We start from the raw sequence: 22,590 nt of genomic DNA, 5'->3' as shown, positions 1-22,590 counted from the left end.
CGACGGGCGCTCAGTCGCCTCGGGCGCACCGGCAGCTCCCGTCGTCGCGACTCAGCGGGCGGCGATCATCTCGTCGTAGCCCTCGCGGAAGGTCGGATACTCGAGCGCACCCAGGAACTCCCGCAGCAGGTGCCCGTCGAGAACCGTGCCGCCGCCGACCTCGGGATCGACGTGCGGAGGCGGTTCGACCGCGAGACGACCGGCGATGTGCGAGACCACGTCGCCGAGCAGCACAGGCTCGGCGTCGACGGCATGGATCAGCGGGGGCGCCGAGTCCGCGCGCAGCATCGCCTCGAGCAGACGCACGAGGTCGGTCTCATGGATGCGGTTCGTGCGGCGCGAGTGATCGACGGCCGCCCCCTCGGTGACCCGACGGATCAGGAAGTCGCGGCCAGGCCCGTAGATGCCGGCCGGTCGCACGATCCGAGCGCCGAACAACTCCATCGCCAGCTGCTCGCCCTCGAGCAGATCGCCGCCCCGCTCGCTCGACACCCGGGGCGCGTCGCGCTCGGTCAACGGCGTCTCGCCGGGGCGGCCTTCGAACACCCTGGTCGACGACACGAACACCACGCGCGACGGCATCGCCGGGAGAGCATCCGCGAGTCCGCGCAGCGCCGGCGGATAGATCGAGTCGCCCTCGGTGCTCGGCGGCAGCGTGATGACGACGGAGTCGTACGCCGGGAGCTCCCGGTCGAGCGGATGCCTCAGATCGGCCTCGATCGTCGCGAAGGGCAGGTCGCTCGCATGGCGCCGCATGGCCGTGACCTCCGCGCCCTGCGCGATCAGGCGCTCACCCAGGCGCGTTCCGAGCTTGCCGCATCCGACCAGCAGCACCGACCCCGGTGCGCGAGTCTCGAGTCCCCACGGATCGGTCATCTCAGTTCCACACACTCGGCGCCGAGCTGCGCACGGGAGGCAGAGCGGATGCCGCGGCCCAGTCGTGCACCCAGGAGTCGATCTCGGGCACCCCCTCGGGCTTGCCGACCGCGGCGAACAGCTCTTCGTTGCTGACCGTGCCTCCGGTGCGACGCAGCATCCGCGAGCGCACGATCACCCGTGCGTAGATCTCGCCGCCGACGACGGCTCGGTGCTCGAGGAACACGGCCTTGTCGTCGTGACCGATGAAGCGCGACTGCACCTCGAACCGCTGCCAGAGCTGCAGGGACTTGCGGAAGGTCACGGTCTCGCTCGACACCACGGCGTACCAGCCGCGCTCGGTCATCGCGTCGAACAGCCCCGTGCGGATCAGCAGATCCCAGCGGCCGAGGTCGAACAGCGACAGGTAGCGACCGTTGTTCATGTGGCGCAGGATGTCGATGTCCGTGGGGAGGGTCGTCAGTCTGATGCTGCTGACGGAGGCGGCATCGAGGGTCTTGCCCCGACGCACGCGACGACGGGCGGAGAGGATCACGAGGAGAGTGCGCCAGATCACGTTCACGAGGATCGATCGTAGCCATCGATGAACGGATCACGAACATCGTTGTGCGAACCCTCCAGCGCGGCACCGGGGGTTTGTGAGGGCATCCGCTCGATTTCCCGTTCGCGGAGGCCGCGCGTAGAGTCACGATATGAGCGCCGAAGCCCAGCCTGAAGTCATCGTCCGTCCGGTCCGTGATGTGGATGCGGAAGCCCTGGGTCGCGTGCACGCGCAGTGCTGGCACGAGACCTACGACCACCTGATCAGCAAGGCCGCGCTCGAGAAGGTCTCGCCCCGGCGCATGGCCGAGCTGTGGACGCACTGGGCCTCTCAGGGCCCCGAGTTCACGATGCGCGCAGCGCTCGTCGACGGCGAGATCGTCGGCTTCGTCGGCTCCGGCCCCGCCCGCGACAAGGACGCTCCGGCGTTCCGCGAGCTCTACTTCATCTACCTGCTCGACGCGTATCACTCGACCGGCATCGGCCAGAAGCTGTTCGACGCCGCGGTCGAGAAGGACGAGTCGCTCTACCTCTGGGTCGCGGAAGACAACCCCCGCGCCCACCGCTTCTACACGCGCAACGGCTTCACGCTCGACGGAGCCAGCCACACGGAGCCCTTCCTCGGCGAGACGCTCACCGAGGTGCGCTTCGTCCGCTGACCCTCGGCGCGGTGAGCCTCGCGTTCACCATTCCGCATGAGACGGCCCCCTGCCATCGGCAGAGGGCCGCTTCTCTGCGTGGAGGCGCAGTCGGTGCTGAGCCGTGAACCGGTCAGCGCCCCGAGACGCTGCCGAAGAGCTTGGCGATCGGTGCGATCACGAGCGGGCGCGCGGCCACCCAGCCGATCGCGATGACCACGAGGGACGCCACGAAGACCCAGAAGCCTGTCCAGCCGACGGCATCCGACGACGCGTACATGTGGTTGAGGTTGCGCAGGAATCCGGTGAGGAACACCAGGGCGACGTGCCCGATGATGAACACCACGAAGTAGATCATGACCGGGAAATGGAGCGCGCGGGCCCACTCGATCGGGTACGCCTTCGAGAGACGCTCGGCCTTCTTCGGCCACATCCCCGACATCCTGATGCCGGTCGCCGCCGCGAGCGGGGCCGCGATGAACACGGTCACGAAGTAGGCGAGCTGCTGCAGGCTGTTGTAGTTGACCCAGCCGTGCTCGGTCGGCCAGTCGAACGAAATGTACTGCAGCGCGGCCGACAGCGCGTTGGGGATGACCTCCCAGCTCGTCGGCACGATGCGCGCCCAGTGCCCCGTGACGAACAGCAGCACCACGAAGATCACGCCGTTGACCAGCCACAGGATGTCGAGCGCCTGGTGGAACCAGATCGTCAGGCTGACCTTGCCCTTGGGGTCGCCCCGCGGGGTCCAGAAGGCCGTGGGGCGCTTCTCGTTGCGGATGCGGAGTCCCGACCGGATGATCAGCACCATCAGGAAGACGTTGAAGAAGTGCGCCCAGTTGGTCCACGGTGCGAATCCGGGCTCGACGGCGACGGCCGGCTCGTATTCACCGGGGAACGCGGCGAGGAAGTCCTGCATGAACGGGAAGCTCAGCAGGGCGCGCACGAACGCCACAGCGGCGGCGGCGAGGATGCCGAGGGCCGCGGCGCCGACGAGACCCGCGATCGCCTGGGTCCAGGTGGGACGAGGGCGACCGGATGCCGGAGCGACGGCCGGGATGCGCCGAGGAGCGCTGCCGTTCCACACGGTGCGCGGCGCCGACAGCGGGACGCTGGTGTCGCGGAGCGTGAGGGATGCGGATGCCGGGGCCTCGGCCGCGGAAGGCGCCGATGCCGCGATGTCGGCGACCGGGGCAGGGGCGTCGGTGACCGCCGGGGCGGGGGCGGCAGGGTTCGCGACGACCGCGGCCGGCGCGGCGTCGGCGACGACCAGGGGTACGGTGCCGGCCGGCGGCCACGGGTCCCCGCCGACCACGCGCGGCAGGCCACGGCGTACGGAGCCGGTCTGTGCGGCGACCGGGGCGGTGGTCGACTCGACGACGGAGTTCACGGAGGTGGCAGTAGAGGCTGAGGCGTCGATCGCGGGCGCATCGATCGGCGACGCCGATGACGCGTGATCTTCCGCGAGCATTGCTTCCGCCGGACCGCTCGGCGAGGACGAGGCCGTGCTCGCCGCACCCGACGCCCCGGCGGCAGCACCGGCCGCAGCATCAGCGGGGGGCCAGGGCTCGCCGCCGCGCACACGCGGCAGTCCCCGGCGGAGCGATGCGCCCGTCGCGGCGGACGTATCGTCTCGTCGCTGCGCCGCACTCTCGACGACCGGAGACGCAGAGACCGGAGACGCAGGGACCGGAGAAGTAGCCTCTTGCTCAACGATGGGAGAGGCACCCTCTCGCTCGACGACCGGCGAAGCAACGGCGCCCTCGTCGGTCGGCTCGTCGACCATGACCCCGGGAGGCCAGGGCTCGCCACCGCGCACACGCGGCAGTCCGCGCCTCAGCATCCGCGTCGCCATGACTACTTCTTCCGCGCCTCGAGAGCCGCGATCACCTGCGGCACCACCGTGAACAGGTCGCCGACGATGCCGAAGTCGGCGACGTCGAAGATCGGCGCCTCGCCGTCCTTGTTGATCGCGACGATGTTCTTCGCCGTCTGCATGCCGGCACGGTGCTGGATCGCGCCCGAGATGCCGAGAGCGATGTACAGCTGCGGCGACACCGAGACACCGGTCTGGCCGACCTGATGCGACTGCGGGATGTAGCCGGCGTCGACCGCGGCGCGCGACGCGCCGACGGCGGCACCGAGGGCATCCGCCAGCTCCTCGACGAGCACGAACTTCTCCTTCGAGGCGAGACCTCGCCCGCCCGAGACCACCCGGGTCGCGCCGCGCAGCTCCGGCCTCGACGACGTCGCCTCGACGGCCTCGACCGCGCCCACGGTCGCACCCGGAGCACCGGATGCCGCGACGCTCAGAGCCTCGACGGTCGGGGAGGCCACGGCCTCCGCCCTCGCGTCGACCGCACCCTGACGCACCGTGATGACCGCGGCGCCGTAGGTGGGCGCCGAATCGACGAGGTACGCGCCGCCGTAGACCGAGTGGTGCGCGATGACGCCCTCGTCGTCACGGGAGACGCCGACGGCGTCGACCGAGAGCGCGAGCTTCGCGCGCACGGCGAAACGACCGGCGACATCGCGGCCGGAGATCGAGTTCGAGATCAGCACGGCATCCGGCTGCACCTGCGTGAATGCCGCCTGCAACGCGTCGACGATCGGCACCGTGAGCGTCGTCTGGTCGGCGTCGGCCGTGAGCACGACGGATGCTCCGGCTTCAGCGGCCTTCGATGCGGCATCCGCGGATCCGCCGACGATCAGCGCGACGGGCGATCCGATCGTCGACGCGGCGCCGATGAGGGCGGCCGTGCTGCTGGCCGGGTTGCCCGCGGGGTCGAGGTCGATCAGGACGAGGATCGGGTTCTCGGGGTAGGTCATGTCACACCAGCCTGTTCTGCACGAGGTACTCCACCAGCTTCTCGGCGGCATCGCCCTCATCGACGATCTTCACGCCCGCCGCGCGCGGTGGCTTCTCGGCCACCGCGGTCATGATCGTGCGAGGAGCCGCGGCAGGGTCGGCAGAGACGCCGAGGTCGTCGAGGGTGAGCACCTCGAGCGGCTTCTTCTTGGCCGCCATGATGCCCTTGAAGTTCGGGAAACGCGCATCCGGCAGCGCCTCCGTGATCGAGATGACGGCGGGAAGGGATGCCGAGATCGGCTGCGCTCCGGCATCCGCCCCTCGGGTTCCCGCGATGCCCTCGGGCGTGATCTCGACGCTCGTGAGCGCGGTCGCCTGAGCCCAGCCGAGGTGCTCGGCGAGCATGGCCGCCATGACGCCGCCCGAGCCGTCGGTCGACAGGTTGCCGGTGATCACGAGGTCGGGCTCGGCGCGGCGGATCGCCGCGGCCAGCGTCTCGGCGGTGAGTCCGAGATCGGCGCCGGCGAGCTGCTCGTCGGCGATGTGCACGGCGGAGCCGGCTCCGATCGCGAGTGCCCGTCGCACCGACGCCGTCGAGCCGCCCGGGGCCATCGCGAGCGCCACCACCTCGGTGCCCTCGTTCTTGTCGGCGTGGCTCAGCGCGACCTCGAGGGCCCGCTCGGTGATCTCATCGAGGACCACGTCACCGGCGCCGCGGTCGGCGAGCCCGGTCTCGAGATCCAGCTTGCGATCGCCATAGGTGTCCGGCACCTCTTTGACCAGGACGAAGATCTTCATCGATTGCTCCTCACGACTGCGTCGATTCTAGCGCGTTGATACTGAGTCCCATCCGAGCAGCGACTGAGAACCATGCGGCTCGAGCGCCGCCTCCCCGCGCCTCGAAGCTGATGCCCTACCGTAGAACCGTGGTCCGACCCCGCCCCCTGCCCGTGGATCCGCTCGCCGAGGCGAAGCGGCAGTGGCTCGCGCACGGGTGGACGGATGCCGCCGACGGCATGACCGTGGTCACCTCCGTCATGCGGGCCCAGCAGCTGCTGCTCGCACGGGTGGATGCCGCACTGAAGCCCTTCGCACTCAGCTTCGCCCGTTACGAGATGCTGCGACTGCTCGCATTCAGCCGATCCGGACGCCTGCCCCTGTCGAGCGTCGTCGCCCGACTGCAGGTCCACGCCACGACCGTCACGAGCACCGCCGAGCGGCTGGTGCGTGACGGGCTGATCGTGCGGGAACCGCATCCGCACGACGGGCGCGCAGCCCTGCTCGCGCTCACCGACGACGGTCGCGACCTCGTCGACCGCGCGACCGTCGCCCTGAACGACGACGTCTTCGCCGACCCGGGCATCAGCAAGGCCGACGCCGCCGAGCTCGTCGCGATCGTGGCGCGCATGCGCAAGGCCGCCGGCGACTTCAGCGACCCCAGGCCGCAACCGGACGCGCTCTGAGATGGTCGAATTCGTGCTCGAGCGAGTGATCTCCGCCGCGCCCGAGAACGTCTTCACCGTCGCCCTCGACCCGGGGCTGCACCTGCGCTCCATGGCGCAGTACGGCGAGACGATGATCGAGGCCCCGGCCGGTGGCACGTTCACCGAGGGAACGACCGTCACATGGCGTGCGCGGCACTTCGGCATCCCGTTCAGACTGCGGTCGGTCGTGTACGACATCGACCCGCCCCACGGTTTCCGCGACCGGCAGGTCTCGGGGCCCTTCGGCTCGTTCTGGCACGAGCACGTCTTCGAGGAGCATCCGCGGGGCACGCTGATGCGCGACACGATCAGGTTCCGCTCGCCGTTCGGCCCGATCGGACGCCTCGTCGATCGCCTCGTGCTGGGCGCGTACATGCGGCGGCTGATCGAGGAGCGCAACGACCATGTGCAATCCGAGGCCGAGGAGCGCGGGCGTACACTGCCCGCATGAGCGAACTGCGCCTGCACACCACCCTCGAAGGCCGAGGCCCCGCGGCTGCCATCATCCTCACCGACGAGCAGGTCGCCTCGTTCGGCGCCGGCAAGGCATTCCCGGTGGCTGTGACGATCGACGGACGCACCGCCCGGCTGCGCCTCGCCCGCATGGGCGGGCAGAACATGATCGGCTTCAGCAAGGCCGTGCGCGCCGAGCTCGGCGTCGAGATCGACCAGGAGGTCGACGCGGTCATCCGGGTGGACTCGGCCGAACGCGAGGTCGAGGTCCCGCCCGCCCTCTCGGCCGCCCTCGATGCGGACCCCGCGCTGCGCGCCGCCTTCGATGCCCTGTCGTACTCGGCGCGCAAGGAGCACGCACGCACGGTCGCCGAGGCCAAGCAGGAGGCGACCCGCGACCGCCGCGTCGAGAAGATCGTCGAGGCGCTGCGCGGCTGACCTGCCGGCGGTCCGCCGTTCACAACTCAGCATGAACCGGTGCGCCGGGTCTCGAACCGGCCCATCGACGCCCATTCCGCAGCGTCTGTGCTGAAACGTGAACCGAGCGTCGCGGAGCTCAGCGGTTTCGGAAGTCGGGCGCACGCTTCTCCCGGAAGGCCGACATGCCTTCCTTCTGATCCTCCGTGTCGAAGAGCGCCGCGAACGCCTTCTTCTCGTGCGCCAGGCCCTCGGCGAGCGTCGTCTCCATCGCGGCATCGAGGGCGGCCTTGGCGGCGCACACCGACGGCAGCGACTTCGAGGCGATCGTCTCGGCGAGCGTCGACGCCTCGGCGAGAAGGTCGGCTGCCGGCACGACGCGGGACACGAGGCCGGAGCGCTCCGCCTCCTCGGCACCCATGAAGCGACCAGACAGCACGAGCTCGGCCGCCTTGTAGTAGCCGACCGCACGGATCAGGCGCTGCGTGCCTCCCATCCCCGGGATCACGCCGAGGTTGATCTCGGGCTGCCCGAACTTCGCGGTGTCCGCGGCGAGGATGATGTCGCACATCATCGCGAGCTCGCATCCTCCCCCGAGTGCGAAGCCCGAGACGGCGGCGATCACCGGAGTCCGCACCGCCGCGAACTCGTGCCACACCCCGAAGTGGTCGGTCTCGAGCATCTCGGCGGCCGACATGCTCTCCATCTCCTTGATGTCGGCGCCGGCGGCGAATGCCGTCTCGGAGCCGGTGACGACGATCGCGCCGATGCCGTCGTCGAGATCGAACGCCACCGCAGCGGCGGTGACCTCTTCGGCGAGTCGACTGTTCAGGGCGTTCAACGCCTGCGGCCGATTGAGTGTGATCCACCCGACGCGTCCGCGCTGCTCGACCAGGATCGTCTCGTACTCGGTCATGAAGGGTTCCCTCTCCCGTTTCGAATCGCGCACTTTGCTGATCTGAGGGCCGAACCACTGCAAAGTGCGCGATTCGAAAGCCCGTCCGAGACGATCGTCACATAGACCCGTCGCGGATGTCGGTGATGATGCCCGAGAAGTCGCGGCTCGCGCCCTCGCCCGCGGCGAACGCGGCGTACAGCTGCTGGGCGAGGCGCCCCATCCTGGCGTCGGTCGAGGTCTGCTCGATCGCCTGGAGCGCGAGACCCAGGTCCTTGGCCATCAGGGCACCGGCGAATCCGGGCTGGTAGTCGCGGTTCGCCGGACTCGTCGGCACCGGCCCCGGCACGGGGCAGTTCGTCGTGATCGACCAGCACTGACCGGATGCCTGCGACACGACGTCGAACAGCGCCTGATGCTCGAGTCCGAGCCGCTCCCCGAGCACGAACGCCTCGGCGACGGCGATCTGCGACACCGCCAGCACCATGTTGTTGCAGACCTTCGCCGCCTGGCCGAGTCCGGGGCCACCGCAGTGCACGATGCGCTTTCCCATGACCTCGAGCACGGGCAGGGCTGCGGCGAAATCGTCGTCGGAGCCGCCGACCATGAAGGCGAGAGTGCCGTTCTCGGCGCCGACGACGCCGCCCGAGACCGGAGCATCGACATTGCGATGACCGGCGGCGAGGGCGAGCGCATGGGCGGCCCGCGCCTCATCGACCGCGATCGTCGACGACTCGATGAACAGAGTGTCGGGGCGCGCGGCGGCGAGCAGCTCGGTGCGGTACGCCTCGATCACGTGCCTGCCTGCGGGGAACATCGTGATGACGACGTCGGCGTCGGCGACCGCATCCGCTCCGCTGGCCGCGACCGGGATGCCGGCCGCCTGCGCCGCCTCGATCGCCGCCGGCACCAGGTCGAACCCGTGCACCTCGTGCCCGGCTGCCACCAGGTTCTTCGCCATCGGCAGGCCCATGTGGCCGAGACCGAGGAAGGCGATCCGCCTCTTCTGCGCCTCGGTCATGATGCGCTCCGCATCCGGTCTCCGCCGCTCCGCTGGAGGGACGCGGACCCTGCCGGTCGCAGCATCTCGCGCCCGACGATCAGGCGCATGATCTCGTTCGTGCCCTCGAGGATCTGATGCACCCGCAGATCGCGGACGACCCTCTCGATGCCGTAGTCCTGCAGATACCCGTAGCCGCCGTGCAGCTGCAGCGCACGGTTGGCGACATCGAACCCGGCATCGGTCGCGAAGCGCTTGGCCATGGCGCAGCGCATCGTCGCATCCGGTGCCTGCTCGTCGACCGCCAGCGCGCCGTCGCGGACCATGAGACGCGCGGCCTGCAGATCGGTGCGCATGTCGGCGATCGCGAAGAGGATCGACTGCTTCTCGGCCAGAGGCTCGCCGAAGGCCACCCGCTCGTGCACGTACTGCACGGCACGGTCGAGCGCCCACTGGGCACCGCCCAGCGAGCAGGCGGCGATGTTGAGGCGACCGCCGTTGAGCGCCGACATCGCGATCGCGAAGCCGCGGCCCTCATCGCCGAGCATCCCGGATGCTGGGATGCGGACGCCGTCGAGGATGACCTGACGAGTGGGCTGCGCGTGCCAGCCCATCTTCTTCTCGGGGGCGCCGAAGCTGAGCCCCTCGGCGTCGCCCGGAACGAGGAACGCACTGATGCCCCGTGCGCCCGGCTCGCCGGTGCGCGCCATGACCACGTAGACCGCGGCCTCTCCTGCGCCCGAGATGAACTGCTTCACACCGGTGAGCAGGTAGTCGTCTCCGTCGCGCACCGCGCTCGTGGCGACGTTCGCGGCATCCGATCCGACTCCCGGCTCGGTGAGGCAGTAGCCGCCGAACTCGTCCATCGCGGTGAGCTTCGGCAGCCACTCGCCGCGCTGCGCATCGTCGCCGTAGGTGTCGATCATCCAGACGACCATGTTGTGGATGGAGATGTAGGCGGCGACCGCAGGGTCGCCCTTGGCGAGCTCTTCGAAGATCGCAACCGTGTCGGAGCGGCTGAGGCCCGTTCCCCCGAAGTCCTCGCGCACGTAGATGCCGCCGAGGCCGAGCTCGCCGGCCTTGCCCAGCGACTCGCGGGGGAAGATGTGCTTCTCGTCGCGCTCGGCGGCGAAGGGGGCGAGCTCGGTGTCGGCGAACTCCCGGACGGCGTCGAGGATGGCCTCGCGCTCTTCGGCGGTGGTGGTGACGGTGGTCATGGTCATCGTGGTTCCTTGTGGGAGGTGACGTCGGGATCAGTGCATGGTGGGGATCACGAAGCTGGCGCCCTCGCGGATCCCCGCAGATGGCCAGCGGCTCGTGACCGTCTTGGTCTTCGTGTAGAAGCGGAACGCGTCTGCACCGTGCTGGTTGAGGTCGCCGAAGCCGCTGCGCTTCCAGCCGCCGAACGTGTAGTACGCGATCGGCACGGGGATCGGCACGTTCACTCCGACCATGCCGACCTCGACCCGGGCGGCGAAGTCGCGAGCGGCATCGCCGTCGCGCGTGAAGATCGCCACGCCGTTGCCGTACTCGTGCTCGGACGCCATGCGCAGCGCCTCTTCGTAGTCGGCGGCGCGTGCGATGACGAGCACCGGGCCGAAGATCTCCTCGCGGTAGATCGCCATGTCGGTCGTGACGTGATCGAACAGCGTCGGTCCGAGGTAGAAGCCCTGCTCGTGACCCGGCACCGAGAAGCCTCGACCGTCGGCGAGGAGCGTCGCACCCTCGTCGACACCCTGCTGGATGTATCCCTCGACGCGCTCGACCGCTGCGCGCGTGACGAGCGGCCCGTAGTCGACGTCGGCCGCGAGCGAGGGGCCGATCCGCAGCTGCGCCACGCGCTCGGTGAGCTTGGCGGCGAGAGCATCTGCCGTCTGCTGTCCCACCGGCACCGCGACCGAGATGGCCATGCAGCGCTCGCCCGCCGAGCCGTAGCCCGAGCCGATGAGTGCGTCGACGGCCTGGTCGAGGTCGGCATCCGGCATCACGATCATGTGGTTCTTCGCGCCGCCGAAGCACTGCGCGCGCTTGCCATGGGCGGCAGCCGTCGAGTAGATGTACTCGGCGATCGGCGTCGAGCCGACGAATCCGACGGCGCGGATGCGGTCGTCGGTCAGCAGCGCGTCGACGGCCTCCTTGTCGCCGTGGACGACGTTCAGGACGCCGGCGGGGAGCCCCGCCTCGAGGAACAGCTCGGCGATGCGCACCGGCACCGAGGGGTCGCGCTCGCTGGGCTTGAGCACGACCGCGTTGCCCGCGGCCAGGGCGGGTCCGGCCTTCCAGAGGGGGATCATGGCGGGGAAGTTGAACGGAGTGATGGCGGCGACGACACCGAGCGGCTGACGCATCGAGTAGACGTCGATACCCGCTCCGGCGCCCGTGGAGTACTCGCCCTTCAGCAGGTGCGGGGCTCCGGCTGAGAACTCGATGACCTCGAGGCCGCGCTGGATGTCGCCCTTCGCGTCGTCGACCGTCTTGCCGTGCTCGCTCGCGAGGAGTTCGGCGAGGGACTGCATCTCGCGCTGCACCAGATCGAGGAACCGCAGGAGCACCCGAGCGCGCTTCTGCGGATTGGTGGCCGCCCACTCGACCTGCGCGGCCTCGGCATTCGCGATCACGTCGGCGACCTCGTCGGCGGATGCCAGCGGCACCCGCGCCTGCACGGAGCCGGTGCTCGGATCGAACACGTCGGCGAAGCGGCCGCCCTCGGGGGTGAGGTGCGATCCGCCTACGAAATGGGGAATGGTACGAGTCATTGTGCGATGTCCCTTCGCGCCGTCGTTGGCACTATGAGAATGGTACTTCGGCATCCTGAGATTTACTAGGTCGTCCTTGTATCTCCCCTTTCGAATCGCGTGAATGACCCGATTCGGGGGGCATATCGGGTCATTCACGCGATTCGAACATGCCCCGGCGAGAAAAGTCCTTGCCGGATCCGAGGATCCGGTTGTAGAGTCTGAAACGTTTTAAACACCTGAAACGTTTAAAGTCGACGTTCCAGCCCTTCGACAATGAGGTTGATCATGGCACTCGCTGACCAGGACCTGGTTCTCCACGCTCGCAACATCTCGCGCCGCTACGGCGCGGTCACGGCCCTCGCCGACGCTTCGCTCACCCTGCGCCGCGGAGAGGTCATGGGCCTCGTCGGCGACAACGGAGCCGGCAAGTCGACGCTGCTGAAGGTGCTCTCCGGAGCCGTGATCCCCGACGGCGGCACGATCGAGGTCGAGGGCGCGCCCGTGGACTTCCGCCGCCCGACCGACGCCCTCGCCGCCGGGATCGAGACGGTGTATCAGGATCTCGCGCTCGTCGACACGATGTCGGCCGTGCAGAACGTGTACCTCGGTCGTGAAGAGCTCTCGACCAACCCGTTCCTCAAGGCGCTGAACATCGTGAACGACCGCGGCATGCGCGCCAGGTCTCGCGAGGTGCTCGCCGAGCTCGGCGTCGGCATCCAGTCGGTCAACGTGTCAGTCAAGGGCATGTCGGGCGGACAGCGCCAGTGCCTCGCGATCGCCCGCGCACTGCTCTGGGGTCGCAGCATCGTGATCCTCGACGAACCCACCGCCGCCTTGGGCGTGCGTGAATCGCAGCAGGTGCTCGACCTGATCGGCCGCCTGCGCGAGCACGGCGTGAGCGTGATCCTCGTCAGCCACAACATGCAGCAGCTGCACACGGTGGCCGACCGCGTGACGGTGATGCGCCTCGGCCGCTCGGTCGCCGTGCGCGACATCGCCGACGTCACCGCGCAGGACATCGTCGGCCTGATCACCGGAGCGATCCCGGCGGACGTCCCCACCCCGGAAGACACCGAGACCCTCGTCAGCTGACGACGACCAGACTTCACCACCCGAACACCGCACCATCCGAACACACCCACTCAAGAGGAGCACTGCAATGACGCATCACTCACCCCGCACCGCCCTGCGCCTTCTCGGCGCCGGCGTGGCACTCGTCGCCGGAATCTCGATGGTCGGTTGCGCCGATCAGCCGGCCGGCGGCTCTGCAGGCGGCGACGACGACACCTTCACCCTCGGGTTCGCCGTCGGCGGCCAGGCCGACGCCGATTGGCAGGACTACCAGGGCGACGTCGCCCAGGCCCTGGCCGAGCAGCGCGGCTGGAAGTACGTCGAACTCAGCAACGACGGCGACGAGGCCACGGCCGTCAAGAACGCCGACCTCTTCGTGCAGCAGGGCGTCGACGCCGTGATGATGTTCAACGGCCGCCCCGAGGCGAACCCCGTCATCGCGAAGAAGTACAAGGATGCCGACATCCCCGTCATCACGTTCGACATCGCCCAGGAGGGCTGGTACTTCGTCGGCATCGACAACGCGGCGGCAGGCACCGAGGGCGGTACGGCTCTCGGCGAGCTCGCCAAGAGCGAGTGGGACTGCGATGTCGACCTCGTGATCTCGGCACAGGGCACCGCAGCCGGACAGATCGACACCTGGCGCACCGGCAACGCCGCGACCGCCGTCGGCGAGGTCTGCCCCGACATCCCCGAGGACGCATACGTCGCGTACGAGGCCGACGGCAACCTCACCACCTCGCTGCAGAACGCGCCCGGCGTCTTCGCCGCGCACCCGGATGCCGAGAACATCCTCGTCGTCGGACTCAACGACCAGGCGGTCGTCGGCGCCCTGCAGGCGGCGACGCAGCTCGGTCGCGACGCGCACATCATGGGCTGGGGCCAGGACGGCGGCCTGATCACGGGCGACAACGTCGACCCGAACCTCGCCGGCAGCGTCATGTACTTCCTCGAGGGGTACGCGGCCTACGCGTTCGAGATCGCGGATGCCATCGCCGCCGGCGACCCGCCCGCCGTCAAGGACTCCGGCGACGACGCGGCCGTGAGCGTGCAGCCCTGCGCCGTCACCCAGGAGCAGGCCGCGGCCATCCCCGGCATCGAGGAGCGCGTCGCCGCGATCTCCGAGGCCGACGAGGGCACCACGCTCTACGACCTCTACTGCAAGAACTAACCGTTCCTCCCGGATCGGTCTCGAGAAGAACGAGACTCTCATGACGACTCCCACCCTCACGGCCGATCCGGCCGCCTCGCGTCCGAGCGTNACATCGCGCTCGGACGCGGGGAGCCGCACCACGCTGCGGGATGCCCTGAGCATCGCCGCCGTGTGGTTCCTCCTCGCGGCGGCGACCACCATCGTCCGCCCCGACTTCCTGTCGAGCCAGTCCCTGCTGGCCATCACGTTCACGATGGCGATCTCGGGCGTGCTCTCGGTCGCCCAGGGCATCGTCGTCATCGGCGGCGGCCTGCTCGACCTCAGCCTCCCGGTCTCGCTGGTGGTCAGCGCCTGGGCCACCGTGACGCTGCTCGCCGCGGGCGTTCCCGACCTCCTCGCGGTGGTCGCCGGCATCGTCGCGGGTGCCGCGTGGGGCCTGCTGAACGGTCTGATCATCGTCTTCGGCAAGCTGAACCCCATCATCGTGACGCTCGCCACCGGCTTCGGCGGCCTCGCGATCATGATGATCGGATTCAAGTCGGCGCAGATCCCCTCGGGGTCCGCGCTCCGGGCCTTCGGCCTGGGGCAGTTCCTCGGGCTCCCCAACATCTTCTGGCCCATGCTCGCGATCGTCGTGCTCGCCGGTCTCGCGATCGCCTGGACCCGCTGGGGTCGGCGGCTCACCGCAGTCGGCGGCAACCCGCAGGCCGCCCGCGCTCGTGGTGTCTCACTGCGTCGCGTCCGCCTGGCCACGTTCTCGGGCGCCGGCGCGGTGGCGGGACTCGCCGGGGTGCTGTTCGCCTCGGTGACGCCGAGCTTCACCCCCAACGCCGGAGCGAGCTACCAGCTGATCGTGATCGCCGCGGTGATCCTCGCGGGCATCAGCCTCTCCGGCGGCAAGGGCAACTTCCTCGTGCTGCTGCTGAGCGTCGGATTCCTCTCAACCATCCCGGTGTCGATCGCCTTCTTCGGACTCCCGCCGGCATTCGCGCTGATCTTCCAGGGCGCACTCCTCATCATCGCCGTCGGCATCGACGGCTTCCGCATCAAGAGAGGTGCACGATGACCACGGCATTCGCCCCGGCATCCGACGTCGAGTCGCCCCGGGCTCTCCCCCAAGTGCTCTCATACCTCAAGGGCCCCGTCGGCAGCATCGGCCTGATGCTCGCTGCCGTCATCATCATCGGTGCGATCGCGGTCGGCCCCGCCTTCTTCTCGGTCTCGAACGTGCGCATCGTCGGCGTCGCGGTCGCGATCCCCCTCATCGTCGGCGTGCTCGCCTCGTTCGCGCTGCTCGCCGGTGTGGTCGACCTGTCGATCGGATCGATGGTCGGCTTCGGCGCCGTCGCGTTCAACCAGCTCGTCGCGTCGGGAATCGATCCGTGGATGGCCGCGGGGGCCACCATCCTGCTCGGCGTCGTCGTCGGCTCGATCAACGCGTTCGTGATCGTGGGCCTCGGCGCCGAACCGCTCGCCGTCACCCTGGGCATGCTGACGCTGCTGCGCGGCGTGTGCCAGGCGATCGTCGTGCAGGCTCCGCCGACCACGCTCATCGAACCGCTCTACGACGTCACGCAGGGCACCACGTTCGGCATCCCGACTCTGCTTCTCATCGGCGTCGGCCTGACGCTCGTCGCGGCGGGCGTGGTCTCGAAGACCCGGGTCGGACGCAAGATCCAGGCCGTCGGCGGCGACCCTCGGGCCGCCCAGCGCGCCGGCATCTCGGTCGTGAAGGTGCGGACGGTCGCGCTCATCGTGAGCGCCGTGGGCGCGGCGATCGGCGGCATCTTCTACGTCGGCCAGCTCGGCTCGGCATCCAACATCCTCGGCACCGGACTGGAGTTCCAGATCTACGCGGCGCTGATGATCGGCGGCTACTCGATCACCCGCGGCGGCGTCGGCAACCCGATCGGCGCGCTTCTGGGTCTGCTGGTCGTGGCGGGCATCACGAACATCCTGAACGTGAGCTTCATCGACCCCGACTACCTCGACCTCATCGTCGCGGTGATCCTGCTGGCCGCCGTGCTGGTCGACCGCTTCCGTGGAGGGGACGCCTTCGAATGAGCACCGACCGTCCGCTCACGCTCGAGAGCACGATCCTGGGCCGCACCGGCCTCGCCGTCTCGCCGATCTGCATCGGCACCGCGGCGTGGGGAGTCTCGTCCCCCGTGCACGGCCTGACCGTGCCGGAGGAGGATGCGGTGCGGCTGACGCTGTCTGCATTCGAGAGCCCCGTCACCTTCATCGACACCTCGAACAACTACGGCGACGGCGAGAGCGAGCGCCGGATCGGTCTGGCGGTTCGTCGGGCGGGAGGCGTACCGGAGGGTTTCGTGATCCAGACGAAGCTCGACCGCGACCCGGAGAGCGACTCGTTCGACCCTGACCGCATGCGGCGTTCGCTCGACGAGAGCCTCGAGCGGCTCGGCATCGAGCGGGTGCCGATCCTGCACCTGCACGACCCCGAGCACATCGGCTTCGACGCGGCGATGGCACCGGGCGGCCCCGTCGAGGTGCTGCAGTCGCTGCGCGATGAGGGATACGCCGACTTCATCGGCATCTCGGGCGGGCCGGCGCGGATGCTCACCCGATTCGTCGAGACGGACGTCTTCGACGTGCTGATCACGCACAACCGGGCCACACTGGTCGACCGCACGGCGGATGCCCTGCTCGACGCCGCCGCCGCGGCGGACATGGGCGTGGTGAATGCGGCGATCTACGGAGGCGGGATCCTCGCGAGCTGGCCCCGCACCTCCGACCGCTATCACTACGCCCCCGCGTCGACCGAGATGCTCGCAGCGATCGACGCGATGGGCGCGGCGTGCGAACGCCACGGAGTGCCCCTGATCGTGGCGGCGCTGCAGAGCTCGCTGCGCGATCCGCGCATCCACTCCACCGTGTGCGGGCTGGTCACACCGCAGCAGCTCGACGAGACTGTGCGCATGGCCGAGACCGTCATCCCCGACGCCCTCTGGGACGAGCTCGACGCGCTCCGCCCCTCACGGGAATCGTGGATCGATGACTGACCGACCCGCCCTGCTCGTCACCGGCGTCGGCGCGCACGCCGACCCGTGGCACGGACTCGCAGCGACCAGCGAGGCGCTCGCGGGCGTGCTCGCCGAGCGGATGCCGGTGCGCCGCCTCGACACCGACGATGTGGCCGATGGAGCGACTCTGACGGATGCCGCGCTGCTCGTCGTGAACATCAGCGGCGATCTGGGCGCGGAGGCCGCTGCGGCGAGCGCCGTGCTCGATCCTCTGCTCGACGCGGTGGCCTCGGGCATCCCGCTGCTCGCGGTGCACTCCTCGTCTCTCGCCTTCCGTGACGACCCCCGCTGGGCCGAGCTGCTGGGTGGGCGATGGGTGCCGGGGGTGACGATGCATCCGCAGATCGGCTGGAGCGTGGTGCAGCCGGCCGCTCCACTCCCCCCGTTCCGGGTGTACGACGAGCGCTACTCGCACCTCGAGGTCGCCGACGGTTCCGCGGTGCGAGCAATCCACACCGACGACGGCATCAGCCACGCTCTCGCCTGGTCACGCCACGGCGCTGACGGACACGGCGGCGTCGCGTACTCGGCACTCGGCCACGGCGTCGAGGCCTATCGGGCCGACGGCACGCGCGCGCTGCTGCATGCGCTGATCGACGAACTGGTCGGTACCGAACATGCGCTGGACCCGGCCCGGTCGGCGATCCCGCCGGTACCGGCGTTCGAGGCGGCCGCGCTCGACTACGAACTCATCGCGATCGCACCGCGCGGCGGCGATGTGGGAGTGGCCGGCTTCGCCGATCACTTCGACGACGGCGAGCTGCTGGCATCCGGATACCTCCTGCTCGAGCGCCTGCCCGCCGGCGGTGCCGCCCTGCACAGCCACGGCCGCGAGGTCGGTCGACTCGCGTCCGTCGACGGCGGTCTGCGTGTCGACCTGCCCGGAGCCGCGATCGACGGACGGATGCTGCGTTCCGCCGACGCGGGGATCGCGCTGGTCGCCGAGCACGGGCGTTGGCAGGGCGGCGGCGACGGATCTGCCATCCTGCTCGGAGACGACTGGCGCGTCGTCGTGGTGCACGGCCCGGCGCCCGTCAAGCTCGATAATCGCGTCCGACTGCTCGACGACCTGCGGGCTCTGTCTCGGACGCAGGAGGAGCGGCATGCCTGACATCGGCCTCCGAGACGTTGCCGAGCGCGCCGGGGTCTCGATCGGAACCGTCTCGAACGCGCTGAATCGACCGGAGCTCGTCTCGGAGTCTGCGGCCGCCCGCGTCGCCGAGGCCGTCGACGAGCTCGGCTACGTGCCCAACATCGCCGCCCGCCAGCTCAAGGCGGGCCGCAGCGACGCGATCGGGTTCTCGGTGATCAACATCACCAACCCGTTCTTCGCCGACCTCGCGTTCGGCGCCGAGGAGCAGGCGCTGACCGCCGGCTACTCCGTGCTCGTGGGCAACGGCTTCGACTCGGCCGAGCGCGAGTCCCGCTACCTCGACCTGTTCGAGCGGCAGCGCGTCGACGGTGTGCTCATCGCCCCGGTCGAGTACCACGAGGAGTACCTGCAGCGCTTCCGCCGCCGAGGGGTGCCCGTCGTCCTCGTCGACCAGCGGCATCCGCGTGGCGAGTTCTCCTCCGTGTCGGTCGACAACCGGCTCGGCGGACGCATCGCGGCTCAGGCGCTCCTCGACGGCGGATGCCGGCACCTGGCGTTCATCGGCGGACCGAAGTCGCGCGAGCAGATGAACGAGCGTCTCACCGGACTGCACGAGGTGGCGGATGCCGCCGGTGTGCGCACCACGCTCATCGAGACGACCACGCTGAACACCGGCCTCGGCCGTGAGATCGGCGAGCAGATCGCCGAGCTGCCCGCAGCAGACCGCCCCGACGGCATCTTCGCCGGTAACGACCACCTCGCCCTCGGCCTGCTGCAGGGGCTCGTCGGGCGGGGCCTGCGCGTGCCCGAGGACATCTCGCTGGTCGGCTACGACGACATCGAGTTCGCCGGCGCCGCGGTCGTGCCCCTGACCTCCGTGCGCCAACCCGCCCGGGAGATGGGCGCGCGGGCCGTCGAGCTGCTCATGCACCACCTCGCCGGCTCCGACGATCCGATCGAGGCGCGCTTCGTGCCCGAGCTCGTGGTTCGGGCCTCGACCCGCTCCCACTGACCTTCCCCACCCATCCGGTCCTCGCGACCACCGACCCAGGAGATCCATGCATTACGGCGCCGACTACAACCCCGAGCAGTGGCCACGAGAGGTGTGGCCCGAAGACGTGCGGCTCATGCGCGAAGCGGGTGTGACGCTCGTGAGCCTCGGGATCTTCTCGTGGTCGCGGATCCAGCCCGCCGAGGGGGAGTTCGACTGGGAGTGGCTCGACGAGATCATCGGGCTGCTGCACGAGGGCGGCATCCAGGTCGACCTCGCGACCGCCACCGCATCCCCACCGCCGTGGGCCTCCGCCGCGTATCCCGAGATGCTGCCGCAGGATGCCGACGGATCGACCTTCTGGCCGGGCAGCCGCCAGGCGTACGCGCCCGCTTCGCCCGTCTACCGTCGCCTCGCATCGGAGCTCGTCACCGCCCTCGCGGAGCGCTACGCGCAGCATCCGGCCGTCGTGCTCTGGCACGTCAACAACGAGTACGGATGCCACCTGCACTACGACTACTCCGACGCGGCGCGCGACGCGTTCCGCGTGTGGCTCGAGCGCAAGTACGCGACGATCGACGCCCTCAACCACGCCTGGGGCACGGACTTCTGGTCGCAGCGCTACACCGCGTTCGACCAGATCGTGCCGCCGCGCAAGGCGCCGTACAGCATCAACCCCACCAGCGTGCTCGACTTCAAGAGGTTCACCTCCGACACCCTGCTCGAGCTGTACGTGATGGAGCGCGACATCATCCGCGCCTCCGGGGCGACGCAGCCGATCACCACGAACTTCATGGGGGCGTTCCCGCCGGCCGACTACTGGAAGTGGGCGGATGAGGTCGATGTCATCTGCGACGACAACTACCCCGACCCCAACGACCCCGAGTCGTTCCGCGGCGCGGCGTTCGCCCGTGAGCTCATGCGCGGGCTCAAGCCGGGCGTGCCGTGGATCCTCACCGAGCAGTCGACGAACGCGCTGAACTGGCGCCCGACCAACGCGCCGAAGGCGCCGGGTCAGATGGCGGCGATCAGCGCCCAGGCGGTCGGGCGCGGTGCCGACGGCATCATGTTCTTCCAGTGGCGCCAGTCCCGCCGCGGCAGCGAGAAGTTCCACTCGGCGATGGTGCCGCAGGCCGGGCTCGACACACGTACGTGGCGGGAGGTCGTCGACCTCGGCGGCCGGCTCGCGCAGCTGCCCGAGCTGCCGGACGTGACCTCGGGAGCGAAGATCGCGCTCGTGTTCGACTGGGAGAACTGGTGGGCCATCGACGGCCGCGACCATCCGATCGTGCTCGACTACCTCACGCTCTCGCACCGCTGGCACGCGGCTCTGCACCGTCAGAACCTCGCCGTCGACATCGTGAACACGACCAGTGACCTGAGCGCGTACTCGCTCGTCGTCGCACCTCAGCAGTATCTGCTGAGCGACGAGGGCGCGGCCAACCTCTCGGCCTACGCGCACCGAGGTGGCAACCTGTTCGTCTCGGCGTTCAGCGACGTCGTCGACCAGGACGACGCCTTCCGTGACGGCGGGTTCATCGTCTCGCTGCGCGACGCGCTCGGCGTCGCCCTCGAGGACTTCGGTGCGCTCGTTCCGCCCGAGTCCGTGCGCTCGGCCGACTCGGCCGGCGAGATCGCGAGCCACGCGGTGCCCGACGGGCCCGGTCAGTCGGAGGCCCCGCTCGACGGGCCCGCCGGCCGGATCGTCGGCCAGTACTTCGCCGAGGAGCTGCTGGTGCAGGATGCCGAGGTGCTCGGCCGCTTCACCGAGGGGCGCACCGAGGGCCGGGCGGCATTCACCCGCAAGGACTTCGGCGCAGGTCACGGCTACTATCTCGCGACGATCCCCGACGACGACGGCATGACCGCGGTGCTGGGCTGGCTCGCGGCCGAGGCCGGGGTCACCGCCGAGATCGAAGGACTTCCCGCGCACGTCGAGATCGCCCGCCGCGGCGGCATCCTCACCGTCATCAACCACAGCGCCGAGCCGTTCGCGGTCGAGGTGGCCGGTACCGATGTGCTCACCGGCTCGACCGACGCGCGCCGCGAGCTCGGGGCGTACGGATGGGCGTTCGTCGACACGAGCGACTCGCCGTCGTCGGTGTCGCAGGACTCGCAGGTTTCGCAGAACTCGCAGAACTCTCAGAAGGAGAACAGCTGATGCACTACACACGTCTCGGACGAGCCGGTGCCCGCGTGAGCCGCCTGGCCCTCGGCACCATGAACTTCGGCCCCGTGATCGATGAGGAGGCCTCGCGCGCCATCCTGGATCGCGCGGTGGAGGCCGGGATCGACTTCATCGACACCGCCGACGTCTACGGCGGCGGCCGGTGGGGCGACCACCCCGGGCAGTCGGAGGAGATCCTCGGACGCTGGATGCAGGACCGCGGCAACCGCGACGACCTGATCGTCGCGACCAAGGTGTTCGGCGTGATGGGTCCCCGATCGAACGACCGAGGGCTGTCGGCGGTGCACATCCGCGCCTCGGTCGACGCGTCGCTGCGACGACTCGGCACCGACCACATCGACCTGTACCAGATGCACCACATCGACCGCGATGTGCCGCTCGACGAGACGCTCAGCGCCTTCGCGACGCTGCGCGAGCAGGGCAAGATCACCTATCTCGGCAGCTCGAACTTCGCCGGGTGGCACCTCGCGCGCGTGCACGAGATCGCCGCGGCATCCGGCTATCCGGCCCCGGTGACCGAGCAGTCGCTGTACAACCTCACCGAGCGCACCGTCGAGCTGGAGGTCGTGCCCGCCGCGGAGCAGTACGGCATGGGGCTGCTGCCCTGGTCGCCGCTCGCCAGCGGGCAGCTCGGCGGGGTGCTGCAGAAGACCGACCGCTCGCGGTCGAGCCTCGACGCCCTCGGAGACCGTCGCCCCGCGATCGAGCGCTACGAGGAGTTCTGCGCCGAGCTCGGCATCCGCCCCGGTGTCGTCGCGATCGCCTGGCTGCTGCACCAGCCGACCGTGACCGCCCCGGTGATCGGCCCGCGCACGATCGACCAGCTCGACTCTGCCGTCGAGGCGCTCGACGTGACGCTCGATGCCGACACGCTCGCCGAACTCGACCGCATCTGGCCCGGTCCCGGCGGCACCGCCCCCGAGGCGTACGCCTGGTGACCGTCTCGAACCGGTGTTCGCCGGTCGTTCACCGTTCGTACACGTCGACCGACTACAACTGCATATGCGCGGACACAGACTCAGACCGGATCGGGTAGTCACGTCATCCGCGCACCACGGTGAGCGTCTGCTCCCGTTGCGGTGACACACCGCGAAAGACCCCCGCCGAATCGGGTCGGCGGGGGTCTTCTCTGTCTTGCGGTGGTCCCGGCCCGCTTTCGCGTTCGAATCGCGTGAATGACCGCGTTTCGACCGATTCCCG

At 69.6% G+C, this 22,590-nt stretch carries 22 protein-coding genes; 13 read left to right on the top strand and 9 right to left on the bottom strand.

All coding sequences use genetic code 11. The features are described from left to right. Positions 1-51 precede the first annotated feature (51 nt). Both ACTJKH_RS17625 and ACTJKH_RS17620 read right to left on the bottom strand, forming a co-directional pair. Positions 52-876 (bottom strand): hypothetical protein, encoded by an 825-nt coding sequence (locus tag ACTJKH_RS17625; protein ID WP_440737993.1) that lies wholly within the window; start codon positions 874-876, stop codon positions 52-54. 1 nt (position 877) lies between these two features. Next, entirely contained in the window at positions 878-1,438 is a 561-nt protein-coding gene (locus ACTJKH_RS17620; RefSeq protein ID WP_259161730.1) for an acyl-CoA thioesterase, read from the bottom strand. 130 nt (positions 1,439-1,568) lie between these two features. On the opposite strand from ACTJKH_RS17620, the gene ACTJKH_RS17615 reads away from it, so the two are divergent. Then, positions 1,569-2,075, top strand: a complete 507-nt coding sequence (locus ACTJKH_RS17615) for a GNAT family N-acetyltransferase (protein WP_210095974.1) — start codon at positions 1,569-1,571, stop codon at positions 2,073-2,075. Between the two features lie 112 nt (positions 2,076-2,187). On the opposite strand, the gene ACTJKH_RS17610 is transcribed toward ACTJKH_RS17615, so the two are convergent. The 3 genes from ACTJKH_RS17610 to ACTJKH_RS17600 all read right to left on the bottom strand — a co-directional run bounded on the left by ACTJKH_RS17610 (position 2,188) and on the right by ACTJKH_RS17600 (position 5,658). Beyond that, positions 2,188-3,441, bottom strand: coding sequence for a cytochrome b/b6 domain-containing protein (locus tag ACTJKH_RS17610; RefSeq protein ID WP_440737992.1), 1,254 nt, complete (start codon positions 3,439-3,441; stop codon positions 2,188-2,190). Between the two features lie 467 nt (positions 3,442-3,908). Beyond that, positions 3,909-4,880, bottom strand: coding sequence for an electron transfer flavoprotein subunit alpha/FixB family protein (locus tag ACTJKH_RS17605; protein WP_440737991.1), 972 nt, complete (start codon positions 4,878-4,880; stop codon positions 3,909-3,911). 1 nt (position 4,881) lies between these two features. Further along, a complete protein-coding gene (locus ACTJKH_RS17600; protein ID WP_440737990.1) occupies positions 4,882-5,658 on the bottom strand; it encodes an electron transfer flavoprotein subunit beta/FixA family protein in 777 nt (258 codons plus the stop codon). 128 nt (positions 5,659-5,786) lie between these two features. Here ACTJKH_RS17600 and ACTJKH_RS17595 point away from each other — a divergent pair, with 128 nt between their 5' ends. The 3 genes from ACTJKH_RS17595 to ACTJKH_RS17585 are packed head-to-tail and all read left to right on the top strand — an operon-like array spanning position 5,787 to position 7,235. Next, a complete protein-coding gene (locus tag ACTJKH_RS17595; RefSeq protein ID WP_440737989.1) occupies positions 5,787-6,323 on the top strand; it encodes a MarR family winged helix-turn-helix transcriptional regulator in 537 nt (178 codons plus the stop codon). Position 6,324: 1 nt separating this feature from the next. Beyond that, positions 6,325-6,795 carry an SRPBCC family protein gene (locus ACTJKH_RS17590; protein WP_440737988.1) on the top strand — a complete coding sequence of 157 codons (471 nt, stop codon included), beginning with the start codon at positions 6,325-6,327 and terminating at the stop codon, positions 6,793-6,795. Continuing rightward, a complete protein-coding gene (locus ACTJKH_RS17585) occupies positions 6,792-7,235 on the top strand; it encodes a YdeI/OmpD-associated family protein (protein ID WP_440737987.1) in 444 nt (147 codons plus the stop codon). Before ACTJKH_RS17590 ends, ACTJKH_RS17585 begins: the two co-directional genes overlap by 4 nt. Positions 7,236-7,353: 118 nt before the next feature. Here the strand turns inward: ACTJKH_RS17585 and ACTJKH_RS17580 are convergent, their stop codons facing one another. The 4 genes from ACTJKH_RS17580 to ACTJKH_RS17565 form a co-directional block, all read right to left on the bottom strand. Continuing rightward, positions 7,354-8,130, bottom strand: a complete 777-nt coding sequence (locus tag ACTJKH_RS17580) for an enoyl-CoA hydratase (RefSeq protein ID WP_440737986.1) — start codon at positions 8,128-8,130, stop codon at positions 7,354-7,356. Positions 8,131-8,227: 97 nt separating this feature from the next. Next, positions 8,228-9,130, bottom strand: a complete 903-nt coding sequence (mmsB, locus tag ACTJKH_RS17575; protein ID WP_440737985.1) for a 3-hydroxyisobutyrate dehydrogenase — start codon at positions 9,128-9,130, stop codon at positions 8,228-8,230. Continuing rightward, on the bottom strand, positions 9,127-10,332 hold the full coding sequence (locus ACTJKH_RS17570) for an acyl-CoA dehydrogenase family protein (RefSeq protein WP_440737984.1): 1,206 nt from the start codon (positions 10,330-10,332) through the stop codon (positions 9,127-9,129). The genes mmsB and ACTJKH_RS17570 overlap by 4 nt, the downstream gene beginning before the upstream one ends. 30 nt (positions 10,333-10,362) lie before the next feature. Continuing rightward, on the bottom strand, positions 10,363-11,865 hold the full coding sequence (locus ACTJKH_RS17565; protein ID WP_440737983.1) for a CoA-acylating methylmalonate-semialdehyde dehydrogenase: 1,503 nt from the start codon (positions 11,863-11,865) through the stop codon (positions 10,363-10,365). A 267-nt stretch (positions 11,866-12,132) separates the two neighbouring features. Here ACTJKH_RS17565 and ACTJKH_RS17560 point away from each other — a divergent pair, with 267 nt between their 5' ends. From ACTJKH_RS17560 to ACTJKH_RS17520, 9 genes are all read left to right on the top strand, one after another. Further along, positions 12,133-12,939: an ATP-binding cassette domain-containing protein gene (locus ACTJKH_RS17560; protein ID WP_440737982.1), complete on the top strand. Its 807-nt coding sequence runs from the start codon at positions 12,133-12,135 to the stop codon at positions 12,937-12,939. A gap of 67 nt (positions 12,940-13,006) precedes the next feature. Then, on the top strand, positions 13,007-14,089 hold the full coding sequence (locus ACTJKH_RS17555; protein WP_210095986.1) for a sugar ABC transporter substrate-binding protein: 1,083 nt from the start codon (positions 13,007-13,009) through the stop codon (positions 14,087-14,089). Positions 14,090-14,129: 40 nt separating this feature from the next. Next, positions 14,130-15,137: an ABC transporter permease gene (locus tag ACTJKH_RS17550; RefSeq protein WP_440737981.1), complete on the top strand. Its 1,008-nt coding sequence runs from the start codon at positions 14,130-14,132 to the stop codon at positions 15,135-15,137. After that, positions 15,134-16,135, top strand: coding sequence for an ABC transporter permease (locus ACTJKH_RS17545; protein WP_440737980.1), 1,002 nt, complete (start codon positions 15,134-15,136; stop codon positions 16,133-16,135). Before ACTJKH_RS17550 ends, ACTJKH_RS17545 begins: the two co-directional genes overlap by 4 nt. Continuing rightward, entirely contained in the window at positions 16,132-17,097 is a 966-nt protein-coding gene (locus ACTJKH_RS17540; RefSeq protein WP_440737979.1) for an aldo/keto reductase, read from the top strand. The genes ACTJKH_RS17545 and ACTJKH_RS17540 overlap by 4 nt, the downstream gene beginning before the upstream one ends. Beyond that, a complete protein-coding gene (locus tag ACTJKH_RS17535) occupies positions 17,090-18,229 on the top strand; it encodes a ThuA domain-containing protein (protein WP_440737978.1) in 1,140 nt (379 codons plus the stop codon). The genes ACTJKH_RS17540 and ACTJKH_RS17535 overlap by 8 nt, the downstream gene beginning before the upstream one ends. Next, positions 18,222-19,223 carry a LacI family DNA-binding transcriptional regulator gene (locus tag ACTJKH_RS17530; RefSeq protein ID WP_440737977.1) on the top strand — a complete coding sequence of 334 codons (1,002 nt, stop codon included), beginning with the start codon at positions 18,222-18,224 and terminating at the stop codon, positions 19,221-19,223. Before ACTJKH_RS17535 ends, ACTJKH_RS17530 begins: the two co-directional genes overlap by 8 nt. Before the next feature lie 46 nt (positions 19,224-19,269). Further along, positions 19,270-21,363, top strand: a complete 2,094-nt coding sequence (locus tag ACTJKH_RS17525; protein ID WP_440737976.1) for a beta-galactosidase — start codon at positions 19,270-19,272, stop codon at positions 21,361-21,363. Then, positions 21,363-22,328: an aldo/keto reductase gene (locus tag ACTJKH_RS17520; RefSeq protein ID WP_440737975.1), complete on the top strand. Its 966-nt coding sequence runs from the start codon at positions 21,363-21,365 to the stop codon at positions 22,326-22,328. The genes ACTJKH_RS17525 and ACTJKH_RS17520 overlap by 1 nt, the downstream gene beginning before the upstream one ends. Positions 22,329-22,590 lie beyond the last annotated feature (262 nt).

Source organism: Microbacterium sp. 22215, from assembly GCF_052045655.1.
GTDB classification, from domain to species: Bacteria; Actinomycetota; Actinomycetes; order Actinomycetales; family Microbacteriaceae; genus Microbacterium; species Microbacterium phyllosphaerae.
The sequence above is the reverse complement of the archived record's forward strand: the minus strand, read 5'-3'. Positions and strand labels throughout refer to the sequence as shown.